13 protein-coding genes are annotated in these 18,618 nt (G+C 33.1%); 4 read left to right on the top strand and 9 right to left on the bottom strand.

Features of this window, described 5'->3' with window-relative positions; translation table 11 throughout:
• Positions 1 to 66: 66 nt before the first annotated feature.
• Positions 67 to 1,908 carry a S8 family peptidase gene (locus tag ACUN0F_RS14265; RefSeq protein ID WP_445539578.1) on the bottom strand — a complete coding sequence of 614 codons (1,842 nt, stop codon included), beginning with the start codon at positions 1,906 to 1,908 and terminating at the stop codon, positions 67 to 69.
• Between the two features lie 290 nt (positions 1,909 to 2,198).
• Between ACUN0F_RS14265 and ACUN0F_RS14260 the strand changes: the two genes are divergently transcribed.
• From ACUN0F_RS14260 to ACUN0F_RS14250, 3 genes are all read left to right on the top strand, one after another.
• Positions 2,199 to 3,002 carry a cell wall hydrolase gene (locus ACUN0F_RS14260; protein WP_046956510.1) on the top strand — a complete coding sequence of 268 codons (804 nt, stop codon included), beginning with the start codon at positions 2,199 to 2,201 and terminating at the stop codon, positions 3,000 to 3,002.
• A 265-nt stretch (positions 3,003 to 3,267) separates the two neighbouring features.
• Complete coding sequence (locus ACUN0F_RS14255) at positions 3,268 to 4,605, top strand: NAD(P)/FAD-dependent oxidoreductase (protein WP_445539577.1); 1,338 nt, start codon at positions 3,268 to 3,270, stop codon at positions 4,603 to 4,605.
• A 465-nt stretch (positions 4,606 to 5,070) separates the two neighbouring features.
• Positions 5,071 to 6,990: an LTA synthase family protein gene (locus ACUN0F_RS14250; RefSeq protein WP_445539576.1), complete on the top strand. Its 1,920-nt coding sequence runs from the start codon at positions 5,071 to 5,073 to the stop codon at positions 6,988 to 6,990.
• Positions 6,991 to 7,067: 77 nt separating this feature from the next.
• Here ACUN0F_RS14250 and ACUN0F_RS14245 read toward each other — a convergent pair whose 3' ends face one another.
• Positions 7,068 to 9,851 (bottom strand): dynamin family protein, encoded by a 2,784-nt coding sequence (locus ACUN0F_RS14245; RefSeq protein WP_445539575.1) that lies wholly within the window; start codon positions 9,849 to 9,851, stop codon positions 7,068 to 7,070.
• Positions 9,852 to 10,334: 483 nt separating this feature from the next.
• On the opposite strand from ACUN0F_RS14245, the gene ACUN0F_RS14240 reads away from it, so the two are divergent.
• Positions 10,335 to 10,520 carry a hypothetical protein gene (locus tag ACUN0F_RS14240; protein WP_000461129.1) on the top strand — a complete coding sequence of 62 codons (186 nt, stop codon included), beginning with the start codon at positions 10,335 to 10,337 and terminating at the stop codon, positions 10,518 to 10,520.
• 448 nt (positions 10,521 to 10,968) lie between these two features.
• Here ACUN0F_RS14240 and ACUN0F_RS14235 read toward each other — a convergent pair whose 3' ends face one another.
• The 7 genes from ACUN0F_RS14235 to mutL all read right to left on the bottom strand — a co-directional run bounded on the left by ACUN0F_RS14235 (position 10,969) and on the right by mutL (position 18,617).
• The gene (locus ACUN0F_RS14235) at positions 10,969 to 11,955 is read right to left on the bottom strand and encodes a choloylglycine hydrolase family protein (protein ID WP_445539574.1); all 987 of its coding nucleotides are present in this window, start codon (positions 11,953 to 11,955) and stop codon (positions 10,969 to 10,971) included.
• Positions 11,956 to 12,139: 184 nt separating this feature from the next.
• Positions 12,140 to 13,501, bottom strand: coding sequence for a sensor histidine kinase (locus ACUN0F_RS14230; RefSeq protein ID WP_445539573.1), 1,362 nt, complete (start codon positions 13,499 to 13,501; stop codon positions 12,140 to 12,142).
• Positions 13,489 to 14,151, bottom strand: a complete 663-nt coding sequence (locus ACUN0F_RS14225) for a response regulator transcription factor (protein ID WP_445539572.1) — start codon at positions 14,149 to 14,151, stop codon at positions 13,489 to 13,491. Before ACUN0F_RS14225 ends, ACUN0F_RS14230 begins: the two co-directional genes overlap by 13 nt.
• 40 nt (positions 14,152 to 14,191) lie before the next feature.
• Positions 14,192 to 14,950: a lantibiotic immunity ABC transporter MutG family permease subunit gene (locus ACUN0F_RS14220; RefSeq protein WP_327987932.1), complete on the bottom strand. Its 759-nt coding sequence runs from the start codon at positions 14,948 to 14,950 to the stop codon at positions 14,192 to 14,194.
• Between the two features lies 1 nt (position 14,951).
• Positions 14,952 to 15,704 (bottom strand): lantibiotic immunity ABC transporter MutE/EpiE family permease subunit, encoded by a 753-nt coding sequence (locus tag ACUN0F_RS14215; protein WP_327987934.1) that lies wholly within the window; start codon positions 15,702 to 15,704, stop codon positions 14,952 to 14,954.
• 3 nt (positions 15,705 to 15,707) lie between these two features.
• Positions 15,708 to 16,412 (bottom strand): lantibiotic protection ABC transporter ATP-binding protein, encoded by a 705-nt coding sequence (locus ACUN0F_RS14210; RefSeq protein WP_445539571.1) that lies wholly within the window; start codon positions 16,410 to 16,412, stop codon positions 15,708 to 15,710.
• A 261-nt stretch (positions 16,413 to 16,673) separates the two neighbouring features.
• Entirely contained in the window at positions 16,674 to 18,617 is a 1,944-nt protein-coding gene (gene mutL / locus ACUN0F_RS14205) for a DNA mismatch repair endonuclease MutL (RefSeq protein ID WP_000516495.1), read from the bottom strand.
• Position 18,618 lies beyond the last annotated feature (1 nt).

Below are 18,618 nucleotides of genomic sequence, written 5' to 3'. Positions count from 1 at the left end.
TAAAAAATCATTCACATATACTGAATTAGAAAAATTTAAAGGAACTTCATCTGAAGTTCCTTTCGTTTATTTTATATTCAATATATATGAACCATCTTTATTCTCATACTTATAAACATATAAATAATATTTACCCGGCTTTGCATTATAAGTTTCTTTAACTACATTCCCTTCATTTTCACCATATGCTACATAGTTGTTTAAATCTGATTCATGATGAAGTACCCATGTCATTCCAATGTTTTGTTCATTTAGTAGAGAAATATTAATATTTTCTGGTGAGTCAATTTGGAAAGTAAATACATCTACCTTATCACGATTATGTAGTGTTCCTTTCATTTGTGTATGAAAGTTAACTTTATTTGCCTGTCTATGTTCATTATTTGGTTCATTTTCTGTTACTTGTAACTCATTCCCACCGTTTGGTTCTCTTTGTTCATACCCTAAGTTTACTAGTATAGACTTCAAATCTGGTAAAACACCAATTTTATCTGCATATGGATTTTTAGATTTCGTTCCAGTGTTATGGTTACTTAATATCGTTCTTAATTCACTTGGTCTATACGGTTGTCCTACATTTTTTTTAGCAATGCTTTGTACTAAAGTCGCTGCCCCAGCAATAATTGGCGACGCACTAGATGTTCCACTAAAGCTTGTAGTATAAAGATTTACAGCACTTCTACTTTGCTCAGCTGTAGTTGTATCTACATTTTCTCCCCACCCGTACACATCAATCCGACTTCCATAATTTGAAAACCACATACGCTCATGAGGGAAAGATGAAGAGCCCGCTCCTACCATAATTGCACCTGAATCTTTAAAATCTTTACTATTACGATTTAAGACTTGTTTACCATTTCTATCTTTAAATTGATCTAAATCATTCCATCCATTTGCTCCAGCCTCTATAATTACAACACCTTTATCTGTACCAGCACGAATTGCATCAAAGATATCTGGTTGTACTTCAACAGGTAAATATTTATCACCATATCCATCAAAGGAAGCTTGTGCCTCTAATAATAAAACATCCCCAGCTTCTAAATGATTTACAGCACTTAATATCGCATCAGCTGTATTATACTGTCCGTTATCCCTTATTTGAGAAATCACTTTCGCTTTCGCTTTTGGCGCAATCCCAATATTCCCCACTTCATTATCTTCGGAGGATACAATTCCTAGTACAGACGTCCCATGTCCAACATGCTGATCTGTATTTCTTCCAGACATTAATTCAATATTTTGATGTACTAAATCCTCATGATTTAATAGCCATCCATATTCCATATCAACAAAAGTTATACCATTTCCATTACCGCCTTGAACCCCCCAGGCGAAAGGCGCATTAATACCGTATGGTGCTGCTTCAAGATAACCTTGTTGTTTAAATCTAGGATTGTTATTAGGACTAAGAGCTACACTTGATATTTGCACTTCCGGTGGCGTTATTTTTTCTTGTTTCTGCATATACACATCTTCTATTAAAGAAGATGTCTTTAACTTATCTACTAGTTCTTCTTTCTGCTCACCATTTTGAGTTTGAAGAATATAGTAGTTTAATAAACTTGTAGATACATTATTGGGTGCTTTCACTTCAAGGTCTTGTATTTCTTCTGGACTTACAGATATGAATAAACGAGTGAATGTTACATCTGGATATTCTACCAAAAGTTCTTCTAGTACTTTATCACTTGCTTGAGCTTGTATCTGTTTTTCAATACCATCTTCATATGGTAATTTCAAATCCGCATTGAATTTTACAATGATTTTCTTATCTGTTTCTTGTTCTATCCCTAATTTACTCTGCTGTTCTATAGAATCAGCATTTACAATATTGACCGTGTCCCCTATTCCTAAAAATATTGAGATAATTACAGCTGAAACAGATATTATTTTAAATATATTCATTACATCACTCCTCCTATTAACAATATTTAATCATTATATTAATCTATAATGATTTTATTTATATAACATATTCCCTTTCTACTAAATAGATTATAGTAATCAGCAATATGAACTTCAATGTATTTTCATATGCAATATTTCATATTCGGACTCTACACTGCATAAATAAGAAACTTATGATGATTATTTATTTTATACGTGCTAATATACTTATATTAAAATATTATGTATAGACATTCTGAACTACATTACTTAACAGTTTCACCTTATTTTTGCTAGGAGGATTTACAATGAAATTATTAAAAATAAAACATATAATCCCTATATCTGCAGCTGCAATTACATTCGTATGTCATCAAAGTACAGCTGAAGCATCTACCATTCATACAGTAAAAAAGAATGATACACTTTGGGGCATTAGTAAACAATACGGGGTTTCAATACAATCCATTAAACAGGCTAATAATAAAGGAAACGATCAAACTTTTATTGGTGAACAGTTAAATATTCCAGGGTCCACGAACTCAAATGAAATCACCGTTCGTCAAAATGCCAAACCCAAACCTGCAAACATTTCTAGACAAATTATTTATCAAGTACAACAGGGAGATTCATTAGAAACGATAGCAAAGCGTTACAATGTTACCGTTCAATCTATAAAACAAATTAACAATACAGCCGGAAACAAGCTTTATACAGGACAACATTTAAAAATTAACTCAAGCATTTCAGAAAAAGAAAAAGACTTAATGGCACGCTTAGTTACTGCTGAAGCAGGTGGCGAATCCTATAAAGGTAAAGTAGCTGTAGCAAAAGTTATACTAAATCGTGTAAACGCAAAAGGTTTTCCAAATACAATAACAGGCGTTATTTATGAACCTATTAAATACGGATATGCCTTTACTCCTGTTACAGATGGAAGAATTAATCAGCCTGCAAGCCCAGAAGCAAAAATGGCAGTAGAAGAAGCTATCTCCACAAATGGCATACATTCTGATTGGCTTTATTTCTATAATCCAAAAACATCAACAGACAAATGGATTACGACACGTCAAACAGTAGCAGTAATTGGTAACCATCTGTTTGCTAAATAACATTTGAAATCATTAACAGACCTCTTCACTTGAAAGGTCTGTTTCTTTATATGTTAGATTTTATTAATCATATGACATAGTGATTATTTAAAACTATTTCTTCTTTCAAATAAAAACATTTGTATTTATCCCACCACTCCGAGAAATTAAAAAAGCATCAAGTTCAAAAACTCCCTCTTTATTAATAAAAGCTATTTCTTAACTTCATAAAATTGTTATACACTAGAAAAATAAAAACAAACTATTCGTTAGCGGGTGGAAAAATATGTATGACGTTACAATTATCGGTGCTGGAGTAAGTAGCATTTTTATGGCTTATTCACTGGCTAAAAGTAACAAAAAGGTTTTAATTCTTGATAAAGGTAAAGCGCTAGAAGATCGCCATTGTCCTTTAGACGAAGGAAAAGTGTGTACTTGTACTACATGTGATAAATATTTTGGGTTTGGTGGTTTAGGAAAATCTGAAGGGAAATTTAATTATACAAACGGATTTGGCGGAGAACTTGAGCAAAAAGTCGGTAAAGAAAGCTTTATTCAACTCATGGCTGAAGTAGATGAAATTCTATGTCAGTTCGGAGGAAGTTCTGTTTCAAAATACTCTACAGAAAATCCAAATCTCAATAAGAGAGCAGAAACGTGTGGTTTACAAATGCTAACAACAGAAGTACGACATCTTGGTACTACCCTTTCAAGTGACATTTTTCAACAACTCTATAAATTTTTACTTACGAAAATAAATATTCAATTTCATATAGATGTACAACATATTATGAAACAGAAAGATCATTTTACAATAGAGACAAATGAAGGAACAGTTCAATCTAAGCAACTAGTATTTGCAACTGGGCGTTCTGGAGCGGATTGGTTAAAAAAAATGTGCACTTCTCTCCATATTTCTCAGGAGCAAACTCGTGTAGATTTAGGGATTAGAGTAGAGATGAACGAACACCAATTACGTTCTATATTAAAAGATACATTTGAGACAAAACTTTCTTATGAGCATGAACACTTCACCGCAACTACGTACTGTATGAATCCAAAAGGACGCATCATTAGAAAGTACGAAGAAGGTTTAGTTATGCCTGACGGTCAAAATTTTCGAGAGGAAGGAACTGGCACACCTAACTTAAATTTCACTTTATTTATCCCGCGCTATTTTTCAACTCTCAAAGAAGCAAATGTATACGCAAGTTCAATTATTAAAAGCATTAACCAAGGACAAGATCGAATTGTTATACAGCGCTTAGAGGACTTACTAAATAAACAACCTACAACAGAGAACGGCATGAAACATAACCGTATACAGCCTACACTACAAGGAGATTATGGAGATTTGAATACAGAAATTCCTCGATTATATATTGAAGGGCTTAAAGAATTTTTATTACGTTTAGAACAATTTATCCAGGAACCAATCGATAAAGATACTTTATTATATGGAATTGACGGAAAGTTCTATGCTCCTACGATAAAAACCAATAACCATTTTGAAACAAGTGTGCATGGACTATTTTTAGTTGGAGATTGTTCAGGCGTCACTCATTCATTATCTCAAGCTGCTGCAAGTGGGTTGTATGTTGGAAAATATTTATCTCATATTTAATTTCTTTCATTAAGATAGCAATCAAATATTTTAACTTCCATAACACTTTATTTATGTACCTTGTCCTTCCCCTGCTAATGATTATCCCGCCAAGAATCGGGATTTTACGAGATACATATTTAACATAACTATGTATGGTAAAACTATCGACATTCAATTCTAACAAATTGAATGTCAACAGTTTTAAAAGCCTCTATTCTTTTCCACTTTCATTTGTTCGATATTTTGTAACATCATCATAGTGTTTAATATGTTAGGATGTCTATAAGTATTTTTTACTACAACTATGACTTTTTCTGTTCTATTTCCAAAAATAGATTTGCGCTTTAAAATTCCCCATTGTACGTATATGAATACTTCATATTATTACCTTTAGAAACCATTAAATGGTTCATTATACTCTAATAGTTATGAAAATATAATATATAAAGCAAGTTAAATAAATTGTATAAAGAAGGTGTAAAAATGAAAAATAAAATCAATTTACAAATGCAAAATATAAGCTTTGTTTTAATAATTGCTTTAGCAGTATGGTTAAAAACATATCTTATTACAAGATTCAGTTTCGATTTAAAAATTGAGTCTTCTACACAAGAGCTTATTTTGTTTATTAGCCCTCTCGCTGCATCATTAGCTTTTGTCGGATTAGCATTATTTGCAACCGGTGAAAAGCGAAATTATATAGCTCTATGTATTAATCTCTTATTAACAATCGTACTTGTTGGGAATGTAATGTTCTATGATTTTTATAGTGATTTCGTTACGTTACCAGTACTTGGACAAACATCAAACTTCGGCCAATTAGGCGGCAGTATTATAGAAATATTGAACTATAAAATTATACTCGCTTTCGTAGACATTATTTTCTTCTTTATTTTGTTAAAGAAGAAGGCACTAGTCTTCCAAACAGGACGTGTAACTCATCCGGCACGCTTGTTATATTTTCTCTTAACGTTTGGTGTATTTTTTGCGAATCTACACCTTGCAGAAAAAGAACGACCTGAACTATTAACGAGATCATTCGACCGAGTCATGCTTGTTAAAAATTTGGGACTATACACTCATCAAGTATATGATTTAACACTACAAGTAAAAGCAGGATCACAAAAAGCACTTGCTGATAGTAGTAAATTACAAGAAACTGAAAACTACGTAAAGGCAAACCAAAGTGAGCCAAACCCTAACATGTTTGGTGCAGCAAAAGGAAAAAACGTAATTGTTGTCACTCTTGAATCCCTACAAACCTTTTTAATAGGCGCATCAGTTAACGGTCAAGAAGTTACACCATTCTTGAATGAATTCATAAATGAAAGCTATTACTTCGATAACTTTTTCCACCAAACTGGGCAAGGAAAAACATCCGATTCTGAATTTCTAATCGATACGTCGCTGTATCCATTAAATCGAGGAGCTGTATTTTTCACGCACGGTAACAATGATTATACTGCGACTCCAGAGATTTTACGTCAGCAAGGTTATTTCACTTCTGTATTCCATGCGAATAACGCAACATTTTGGAATCGTAACATTATGTACTCTGCTCTCGGTTATGATCGTTACTATAATGAACTTGATTACAAAATTACGCCCGAAACAAATTTAAATTGGGGATTAAAAGATATCGAATACTTTGATCAATCAGTAGATATATTAAAAACTGTTGACCAACCCTTTTATGCTCGTTTCCTTACTTTAACGAATCATTATCCATTTACGTATGATGAAGATACAAAATTCATTGAACCATACAACTCTGGTAATGGCGTATTTGATCGTTATATCGTAACAGCACGTTACTTAGACGAATCAATTAAAAAATTTATTGAGCGTTTAAAGGCCGAGAGAATGTATGATGATTCTATTATTGTGTTGTATGGTGATCATTATGGCATTTCTGAAAAACACAATCGCGCAATGGCACAGTTTTTAGAAAAAGATCAAATAACAGAATTTGATACTTTAAATTTACAACGTACACCTTTATATATTCATATGCCTGGGCAAACAGAAGGTCAAACGATTTCAAAGCCTACGGGACAAATCGATATGAAACCTACTATTCTAAACTTACTTGGGATTGATACTACGAACGATATCCGTTTTGGTCATGATATGTTTTCAGATGAATATACCGGTTTTGTTGTTTTACGTGATGGTAGCTTTATTACAGAGAAGTATGCATACACAAACAACACTTTCTATGATCGCATAACAGGTGAAATTGTAGATTTACCAAAAAAAGAAGCACAAGCACTCATTAACCGTGCACAAAACGAATTACGAATGTCTGACAAAATTATTGAAGGCGATTTATTACGTTTCTCAGAAAGTAATAAAGTTAAAACTGGCGAAGTACAAACTAAAATTAAAGAGACTGAAAAATAATCTAAATATGAAAAGGGAGCAACTCATTAAGGTTGCTCCCTTTTACTCTCTTATAAAAAATCTGATATGTTTTACTTTTATTCTACGCTTGTTTCTAAAGTTACATCTGTATAGGTATGATCATCACCTATATTTAAAATTACTTCACATTGACGTAATCTCAATTCAAAGAGCATGATAGAATCATGATAAACTTCAGGTTGTGATTTCATCTTATGTAACATCTCTTGTTTTTCTTGTATTTCTAAATGAGTGTTTTCTACAGCTTGTTTCAAGGAGTTAAATGGATTCCTAAAGAATATGTTAATATCCCGCTCTTGCGTGTTTTCAAATAACTCAAATTGCAAGAAAAATTTCTTCATAATAGAAGCCGTTACCTCGGTATAATCTTCATTTTCTACATACTGTTTGTATTTGTTATATAGCATACCTTTGTTTTTAGGAAGAACTCCAAATAATTTACCGGCACTTTTCAGTAAAAATTGTGCTGGCGTAAAGCGACGTAAAATATTTACTTCATCCATTTGTATTCTAGTCGTCATTCTGTCAGTATCTCTGCGCCAGTCATCAAGCACTTTAAAATCACATTCTAACTGTATTCGATTTTCTCCAAATAAAGAATTAAGTCCTTCACTAAGTTCTTCTAAGTACGATTGACTTTGAAGGAGCTCATTATTAGAAATCGCAATCCAATTTTTCATAGAAAGAGCAAAATTAGGTAATACAGTTTGTTCTAAATATTTATGTACTCTTTCATTCATCGCTTTATTTAGTTCCGTATCAATGTGCCTAAAATCGCTTTCTTCACTAATTAAATCCGAACAACTCTGTAATATCTTCGGAATATTTTCAGTAAGTTCATTCGTAATTTCCATTTTCATTGTGCGATATGATTTTGTAATGAAATGAATTTTTTCCTTCTCAAAAGTAGTAAGATTATTAATGCTACCATTTAGTTTCACTAGCATATCTTCATTCCAATGAATAGAATCCACTAAATTGTTTTCTTTCTCAACGCGTTTATCCAATAGATATGTAATTGTTTTTCGAATGAAAAACAATAGCTTTTCCGTACGTTCTGCATCGACATTTTTATGATTAAAGTTAAAATGAATAAACTCAGTTAAATCATTTAATTGTTGACTACTTGTATATAACGAAGAGTAAGGGAAAATTCTCGCATGCGGGAAATATGTGTTTATTCTCGCTTGCGTATCATGTAATACTCTTTTCACTTCTGCATCACTGTAAATGTTATCGATTTTATTTAATAAGAAATGAATTTGTAAATTTGGTGTATGTTCTTGAATGCTTAATAGAATATCACGTTCTTTGTCAGTAAAAGGTGAATCCGCATTCAATACGAATAGTAATTCGTCTACAGAATTTAAATATTCGAATACCTCATCTCTAGTATCGTTATTCCTATTAAATCCAGGTGTAACTACAAATGTAAGTTTATTTTCACTTAAAAATCTGCATGGTAATTTAAATTCAACACATGCTCTATCTCTATATGTTTGATGGTGCTGAGACATCATATTATGGTAATCCGAGACATCTTCAGTTGTTGTAATTGCTAAGTCTGTTATGGCGTTAATTTCTGTATGCGCATCATTTTTTAAAACTACTACATTTGAAATTGATTTTTCTAATATATTTTCTCCTATTATAGAGTTAATAAATGTAGTTTTTCCGTTTCCTGAAGTTCCCGTTACTAAAATGCGATTTGTACTTAAATCTGCGAGCTCGCCAACTAACCATCTAAATCGGTGACCCATTTCTATATTATGTTTTTGTGCCCACTCTGTAATAGATTCAAAAAGATGCAAACTATACTCTAAGCCATCCACATGATTAATAGAATATAACAACAGGTTTTCAGCATGTTTTATATTTGCTGAATCTATTTCGGAAGGGAAAATCTCATCCCATGCCAATACAGCTGCAGATGGAAATACAGCATAAGATGGATTGACAACCTTTAACCAATTTGTTAACAAGTTTGGAATGATATCGTACAATTGTTTAAGGATATATTGACCTTGAATTAATTCAAAGTACGTTCCTTCGTAAAGAGAAGAAATTTTGTCCCATATATCGGACGAATGTATTTCGATATGTAAGAAAAATTCATTTATTGTGTTAAGCCATGATAAGTAATTTTGTTCGTTTTTATAACTATTCCAAAGTGATGAAACCATTTGCGTAAATTGTACTTGATCTACATTATTTAACGTAACTAATACTTCATAAAAATAATCTGGTGAAATATGTTTAGTAAATCTTTTATCGATATATCCTTTTAAAACCTCAAACCACGGATAAGATTCTGTTCGAATTAACTCATTCACAGCAAGCTCTACTGCACTATCAAAATCTTGCTGCTCCTCATAAAAGGAACGGGCAATTTTTGTGACATTTGGATAATCCGGATTTAAAGAAACTGCTTCTTTAATAACAGCGAAAGCAGAGTCAAAATTATTTTGCTCTATGTAAAGAGAAAGTAATTGTAATCTAATCTCCGTCATCAATATTATATTATCAGTAGTAATGGACGTATAAACATTTTCAGCAACTGGTAATTGATTAAGCTCGAAATAAGCATCGGCAATATTTTTTTGTGCCCATGGTGCTAATTCATTACTAACTTTTTCCCATTTAAAAATAGCTGCTTCAAAATCTTGATGGCGATAATAAAATTCACCTTGTGCAAAACGAATGTAAGATCCATCAGAAATCTCATTTCTTTCTTCGTTTACATAAGCTTCTCCAAGTACATCAATAGGTGGTTTTGTTTCATTCTCCATTAGGAATGTTTCATAATACATCTTTTTTATTAATTGTTTTTCTACTCTCATCTTTTCCCCCACTATATCTTGAAAATACATTTTTAAGATATGTCAATACTTTTTGTATGTATGCTTTTTATCTTAACAAAGAATATCTTTTGGAAAATTTCATTTTCCTTTCATTTTTCAAGTTAGATTGAATTTTTATGAGAAAAGTTTCAGTTTTTTTTCAATTTCCTTTCAGTTATGAAACAGCATTAAATGTTCCTAATAACCTAATAACACTATAATCTCCCGCATTATATTATCAGGAAAAGTCTATATAAACCCATATTATAAAAACAATTTATAACGAATATATACGCAGCATTCCCTTCCCTAATAAATAAAAGAAGCATTATCATATATTTCTCACATTGTTTTCCTTTGAAATATTTCAGTAGTTACGTAATTTAATTCCATTAACCTCTATAAATAACTAGTCCAAAAAAAATCTATATGCATATCATGTTATAGTAAAGAATTCAGGAAATCCTAAAAGGAGGCATTTTCATGTTTGAAGATAAATCTAAAATAAATTACCCATATGAATTTACTGAAACTACAACAATCCCGCTAAAAAACCCCATCAATAAAACTTTCAAAAACGGCTCTGGTACACATACTTTCCCAATTAAAAAACACTATAAAGAACAGGTGTTATATACGGAAAAAATTAATAATAATAAAAATAAATAACCTTATAGACTCTTATAACAATTAATCAAATAAGAATCTATATTAAACCTTGCATAGTTATTATATAAATCTTTCTTATACAACCCACGTATTTTTAAAAAGTGCTGATATACAGCGCTTTTTTATACATAGATAATGGAAGAACAAAAAAGGTATGGATATTTTCCATACCTTTTTTGTTCTTTACTATTTATAAATAAAGTACTTCCATGTTTATTTTACCTAATAGCACTTTAATGGGCCTTCTAGAAGAAATAAAAGCTAGTTTAATGAAAAAATAAGTTTCTTAGCCAATGCTCCTACTAGCATATTTTTACTCGTTGGAGTCATTGAAAAAAGGAGTAACTTTATGATAAATCACAAAGTTAAAGAAGCACCCAAGAATTATATATGTCATTTGCTCTATTATATATATTCAGAAATTCACCAAACATTGTTTCAAAGCTACTTAGTTTTCATAAAATATTTTTTGTTTTCGTTGGAACGGATAAGCTTTAATCTCATCTGTATCTAAATTTTCATGAAATAAATGAATAGCTATAATTTGTCTACAATCGTAGGTATGATAATAATATGTTCCGGACTCCATACACATTACGCTTGTATATATAGTATTATCTAATGCCCCTTCTTCTGTTATTACTCCGCCTTTAGGAACCTCACAATTTGATAAAATATGAAAAAGGGCCGTTACTCCCTCTTCTTCGCTATCTATACCTTGAATGTTTTGTTTGCCATATGCTGCCCGTACAAACCTTGATGGCGGGGTGAAATCTCCTGGAAGTCCCATTGAGCCCGATCCCTGACCAAAAGCACTTAATGATAAGTTACTCCACTCTGTTGGCGCGAATGGCTGCGATTTAAGGCCTATATATTGTCTTAAATTTTGTAAATGCCAATTAAACTCCGGACTATTCGTCATCACTCCTAGTGGGTTGTCATACATTTTTAATCCTTCATTTGTCGGCTCCAGTACAATGCAATCTCCCCATTTATCCGCTAAAATCCAATGTAGTGGTGGCGTAAGTCCTAAATCCGGTAATGGTATATCCAAAAAGGTAAGGCTATCTACAGATTCCTTTAACTCTTTGACAGAGTTGAATTGTGTCAGACTCCAAGTCACAAAATCAAATGGAGCCAAATTCGTTTTATTGTCATCTACGCTTTGACTATAAGTAGCGAATCCTGGAAAATAGAGTGTCGCACATGTCATACCCGCTTCATTTACTCCGTCCGCCATAATGATCCTTCCTTGATGATTAATACCCATTCCGACCGTAGCATGTTTCGTATTAATGATTTCACCAGTTATATTATTCCACTGGTAATGTCGAGGAATGATTATTACTTCTTGATTCAAATCTAACGTGAAGTCCATCGTTCTTGCAAATAGATGCTGACCGTTTTTTGTCTGTAATGTCAAACTCGTACACATAAAGAACACCCCGTTTTATGGTTTTATCTACACTTTATATAATTCTGATAAGTCTGTAAATTAAAACCCTCTTCCCTTACAAAATATTGAGAAAGCATATATGTACAAATAGGTTGGGTTATCGCTAGTTGATAAAAGAATTATATGAAAAAGGAGCGACTTGTTGTAGCCTGTACCCTCTCTACTACACTGATATTTCCAAAACAACTTTTGCACCACGCAGCTTTTTCGAATTACTTAAGTAAAGGTTTCCACCGTGTTGCTTTGCAAAATTTTTAGCAATGTATAACCCCATTCCATAATGATTTTTAGAGTTTCTACTTTTATCTCCTCTATAAAACTGCTCTGTAGCTGAATTTATTTCCTCTTCTGTAAACCCTCTTCCCGAGTCCTCGACAATAAATTGTAATTTTTCACTAATCATTTCCACTGAAAACATTAAGTCTCCATTTGTTGGAGAATATTCAATTGCATTCATCATTATATTCATAATGGCCCTTTTCAAAGCAGTCTCATCAACATGAATCAAATTTGGTATATCCTCAACATTTTTAATTAAATTTAACTGTTTGCCCAGAACACAAATCGCACTTTCTTCTATAATATTATGAATAAAGTTATGTAGATCTATTTGCTTAAATTGAAGTGAAGTGCTTTCCTCACATTTCGTAATGTCGAGTAAAGTTTTCATATACATTTCCATCTCATCAACACTTTTCAAAATATGCTCATTACACTTTTTCTGATTTGAATCTAGTGTTGATTCATTTAATAGCTCTGCATTCCCTCTCAATATTGTTAATGGCGTCTTAATGTCATGCGCCAAAGCAGCAATCTGCTCTCTTCTATTCGTTTCCATATCCCACTGTGTACGTAAGGAACTATTCAATTCATCTTTCATTTTTACTAAAGAATTTAATACTTCATTCACTTCAATTATTTTAGATTGTTCTACTTGAAAATCTAAATCTTCCTTTTGAATTTTATCCGTTACCTTTCTCAAAATCAGCATTTCCTTTGACAATGATTTGCCAAAATAACGAGATAGAAATATCACTTCAGCAACAAATAATAAAATAAAAAGGACAATTTCACAAACTTCCGGACTCGGTAAATACTTCTGCAAAAAAGGATTTTTAAAATTAGCATGTAAAGTATATAGAATGACACAAATATCTTTATCGCGTTCTATAATTGCATAGTAGTACTTACCATCACCTTTTTCATCATTCTGTATGTTATTCCATATTCGTCCTGCATAATCTTTATTAATATTCTCTTGTATAACGTTTCCTGACAAATCATACACAGCATATTTATATTGTTTTAAAATTTCATCATCGTCCTGTTCCGCTTTAACTATGGACTCTCTTTGCGACTCAATCTGTTTTTCATAATAATTTGCTGGAAGGATTATTTCTGCATTAACTCCAATTTGGAATAGAATCATAAAAAAAGTGACTAATGCAATCGTCCCTATTGAAAATGCAAAGATATACTGGATTAATATTTTGCTAAGGTTTACTTGTTTTTTCACTTTCTCCATTTATAACCAATTCCCCACACCGTTTCTATTGGATTCATATCATACTTACATAGTTTTTGACGGATATTTTTAATATGTTCTACAATTACTTGGCTATCACTTTCTCCCTCATATCCAAAAACATTTTCGTAAATCTTTTCTCTTGAAAATACTTGCCCATGATTCAAGGCTAAATATTCACAAATTCCGTACTCACTTTTCGTAAATGCGATAGATGTATCTTCATGCCATATTTCTTTACATGATAGATGAAATGTAAGACCTGATAGAAAAAATGCATTTTGCTTTTCTCTATGCTCACGCCTTACATGTGCAGACACCCTCGCACGCAGTTCTCCAATTCCAAAAGGTTTTGTAATATAGTCATCTCCGCCGAGGCTAAGCCCTGTAATCAGATCCTTCTCCATTGTTTTGGCAGTTAGAAACACAATTGGACTATCGACCAAATCTCGTATTTCCTTACACAGTGTAAATCCATCTATTTCTGGCATCATGACATCTAATAGAATTAAATCATAATGACAAAATTTATCCTTTGATATTGTAAGAGGATTACTAACGGCCGTTACCTCATGACCTTCTTTCTCTAAAGCACTTTTAATAATATAAAGGATACCGTCCTCATCATCAATTGCTAATATTCTTGCCATATAGAATCTCCCCCTCGTTTCCATTATAATACAAATGCATTTACATTTCTTTGCGTCCTTCATAAAAGGAAAACCACATAAGGGAAATAACAAATGCAATGATCGTGAAACAAACGCAAATCACCGCTCCCATTTTTGCCTCTACTTGTAAGACATGAATAGAATCGGGACTCAATTTGTGTTCCAAAAAATAATTGCATAATCTCACACTCCACGCACATGGCGTGTATTTCCAAATCACATCTCCCATCCCTGTAAGCATTAAAGCTGCCAGCAAGATTTCTATAATTCCAATCCCAATGGAAGTACCTTTACTAAAACGAAAATTTAAGAACAGATGCCATATATACATAAAGATTTGACAACCAAAAAGAATGACGGAAATTTTAACATACAAAGCAAATGGAAAGTCATTTTGCCCTAACAGAAAATGAAACCCTACCGCAAACCCAACGACTGCCAACATAGTTGAACAAAACCCACATATTAAAAGTAAACATACTTTACTAATAAATGCTTTACGCCTTCCGTATTCCGTTGATAAAAGTTCTTTAAAATTCCCTGCCACAGCCTCTTGTTCCACAACAGAAGAACACACAATGCTAATTAGCAACGGAAAAGATATCGATAATACTTGAATATATCCTGAAACCTTATTTATAGAATCAACTTTTGAAATGGAAGAATAACTTAAAAAAAGAGCAATACCGATGATTGGCATCGCTATATGTATCCAGAAAAAAATCGTATGTTTCATTTTTATAAAATCAGCTCTTAATATCCTCGACAAAAGCGCCATATTATTTTGCCTCCTGCTTTTCAAACCATTTTGCCGTCATATAAGTGAACAAAATGAACAACACGACAGAAATTGCCACGCCTGGCAGAATTGCATCGTAGGAAAGGAGTTCTGGTTTGAACGTTACACTTCCGGTTTCTGCATATAGACCATTTGGTAGTATTTTTAAAATAGGAATCATAAGTCTACTTGGGTATGTGTATGGACTAATCATCCAAATATTTTCTGTTGCTAATATAACCCCAAAAAGTCCATTTGCCCCTATATTCAATAGAAGTGTCGGAAATAGACCTATTTTATTACCTAAAAACAAGCATATCGGAATTTGCCACATAAAAGTAACGATTAAAAGAACACTTCCTAATAGCGCATTTACTGTAGGAATGATTCGGAAATTCTCCTTATTTAATAGTAAACTAGATAACTGGATTCCACAGAAAAAAAGTATGCATGAAAAGCTCAAAATCCCTAAAATTAGTAACACTTTAGAAATCCATACTCGTTTTAATGAAACTGGTAACGATAAGATAGAACGATTATTCATTTTCTTATCTTTCTCCACAAGAAGTACACAACTTAAAGAAATCATTCCTGGAAGCATCGTAATGTACCACCAATTGTAACTAGATAATTGAAAATAATCCGCCGATAATAAAAAAGCAATTAGTATTGTGGCAAATGGAACTAGCCATATAAGTTTGTTCAAAAAAGTATGTTTAATTTTAATTTTTTCAGATGCAATATATAGATTCATTTCTTATGCCTCCCTTCTATACTTTCCAGCCACTTGTACAAATAAATCTTCCAGATCATCATCCTTATTCAACTCCCCCTGGTACCCCAATACACCGCCTGATATAATCCCAACATGATCTGCAATTTGACTTACTTCGCTTAAAATATGACTAGATAAAATGACAGTAATTCCTTTTGCGGGAAAGGAAAGGATTAGTTTTCTTAATTCCTGAATCCCAAAAGGATCTAGTCCATTCATCGGTTCATCTAATATTAAAAACTTCGGATGATTCAGCAGTGCAATCGCAATTCCCAATCGTTGCTTCATCCCCATAGAAAATTCCCTCGCTTTTTTCCTATCTGTATTCTCTAGCTCCACAACATGCAATACTTCATCAATCCTTGATTTAGGCAAACCTAAAACAGTCGTACGAACCTGAAGGTTTTCTCTTGCTGTTAAATTTTCATAAAGCGGCGGAGACTCAATTAAAGCACCAATAGAATGTAAATCTTGCCGTGTCCATTTATGACCATCAAAATAAATCTCACCAGAAGTAGGTATAAGCATACCTGTTATCATTTTTAAAGTTGTCGATTTCCCTGCCCCATTAGGACCTAGTAATCCATAGATTGCATATTTCGGTACGGAAAGCGAAATATTTTGTACTACACTTTGCTTTCTAAATGTTTTGCAAAGGTTTTTTGTTTCTAACATCATCTCAGTCATCCTAAACTTCCTCCTCGTATATTGTAATTCTAGAGTAAACGACAATTATAAGGATTCTATAAGGAAAATAAAAAGACATAGAGAGATAGGAAATATTTTTCAAATGCGATATGTATGAAACTATGTATTCACATAATTTTTCTATACTTGGCTAGGATTAAGAATTTTTTTAAAAGCTCTTAAACTAAATGCAAACAAAAAAAGAAGCGATGTATTTCATCGCTTCTTTTTTATTAAATCATATCCAAAATCATAGTCCCCCTACATAACCCTCTTAAACATCTTCTCCAACTCATAAGTAGAATGATGCACAAGAATTGGTCTTCCGTGCGGACATGTGTATGGGTTTGTTGTTGTACGTAGCTCTTCCAGTAAAGCAAATATTTGATCGTTCGTTAAATATTGATTTGCTTTAATGGATGCTTTACAGCTCATCATGATGGCTGCTTCTTCACGTAGTTTTTTAATGTCAACTTTTTTTAGTTTGACGACTTGTTCCATCATTTCGTCGATAATTTCTGTTTCTTGTCCTTTCGGGAACCACGTTGGATGCGAGCGGACGATAAAGGATTGATGGCCGAATTGCTCCAAGAATAATCCAACTTTTTTCAGTTCTTCTAGTTGCTCTTCGACACGTAAAAATTCAGTGAGAGATAGGTCAATACGGTATGGTACAAGTAGTTCTTGTACTTCTTGTGCTACCCTTCCTACTTTATCCCGGAAGTATTCATAATTAATACGTTCCTGCGCGGCATGTTGGTCAATCATATATAAGCCTTTATCATTTTGAGCGAAAATATATGTTCCATGCATTTGTCCAATTGGATAAAGTGGTGGTAAGTCATTACCGTTCATTTCAATCTCTTCTATTTCCTGAACTTCTTCTTCCAATTCCTCTAATTCAAAGTCTTCATCGTTACTGTTCCACGATTTCTCTTTTTGAATTGGTTCTTCCATTATCGGTTTAGTAGATGGTTGCCAACTTTGTTCTTCTCTTACGAGCGACTGTGGTGGTTGCCATTCTTGCTTTGGCGGTTGCCACAGTTGTGCTGGCTGTTTCACAGCCAGTGGTTCTTCTCGTTTTTCATCCATGCCAGTCGGTAAAACGATGTCCGGCATAGATGGTTCTTTCGGCTTCGCATGCTCAAACTGAAACTGTTCTTGCACACTTTCATCTTTTTCTTTTTTCTTCGTTGTTACACCTGCATCTGGAATGAGCTGTATTTTTTTGAATGCCGATTGCAATGTTTCTTCGATAAGCTTTAGTAATTCTTGTTCTTTACTAAAACGAACTTCTAATTTCGCTGGATGTACGTTAACGTCAACAAGCATTGGATCCATTTCAATCGATAAGAAGCCGATTGGATATCGTCCGACTGGCAGTAACGTATGGTATCCTTGCTGAATGGCTTTCATTAATACGAAATTTCGAACGTAACGGCCATTTACGATCGTTGACATATAATTTCGAGATGCTCTCGTTACTTCTGGTAATGTTACATAGCCCTTAATTGTAAAATCTAAAGATTCAGCTTCAATTGGAACAAGCTTCTTCGCAACTTGAATGCTATAAATCGATGCAAGTACTTGTCTTACATCACCATTTCCTGATGTATGAAGCAATTTCTTTTCATTATGAAACAGCTTTAATGATACTTCTGGATGCGACATTGCAATACGATACACGATATCTGTAATATTCCCAAGCTCTGTATGAATGGTTTTCATATATTTAAGACGCGCTGGTGTATTAAAGAATAAGTTTTGTACTGTAATATCTGTTCCTTTTCGGCTCGCTGTTTTCTCCTGCTTTATAATGTCTCCACCTTTAATCATAAGGTGTGTACCAGGCGCATCACCTGTGCTAGTGATTAATTCTAATTCACTAACTGAGGCAATACTCGGCAATGCCTCACCGCGGAAACCGAGTGTTCTAATACGAAACAGATCGTTTTCATCTTTAATTTTGCTCGTCGCATGTCGTTCAAAAGCGACGATACAATCTTCTTCTGCAATGCCATCCCCATTATCAATGATGCGAATTTTTGATAAACCAGCTTCTTCTAAGTGGATTTCAATAGATGTACTATTCGCATCGATAGAATTTTCCACAAGTTCTTTTACGACTGAGGCAGGGCGCTCTACTACTTCCCCTGCCGCAATTAAGTTAGAGAGTTGATCATCGAGTTTGCGAATTTTCCCCATC

It is taken from the genome of Bacillus sp. 1A (genome assembly GCF_052682215.1).
Note: the sequence above shows the minus strand (reverse complement) of the source record. Positions and strands in the feature narration are given on the sequence as shown.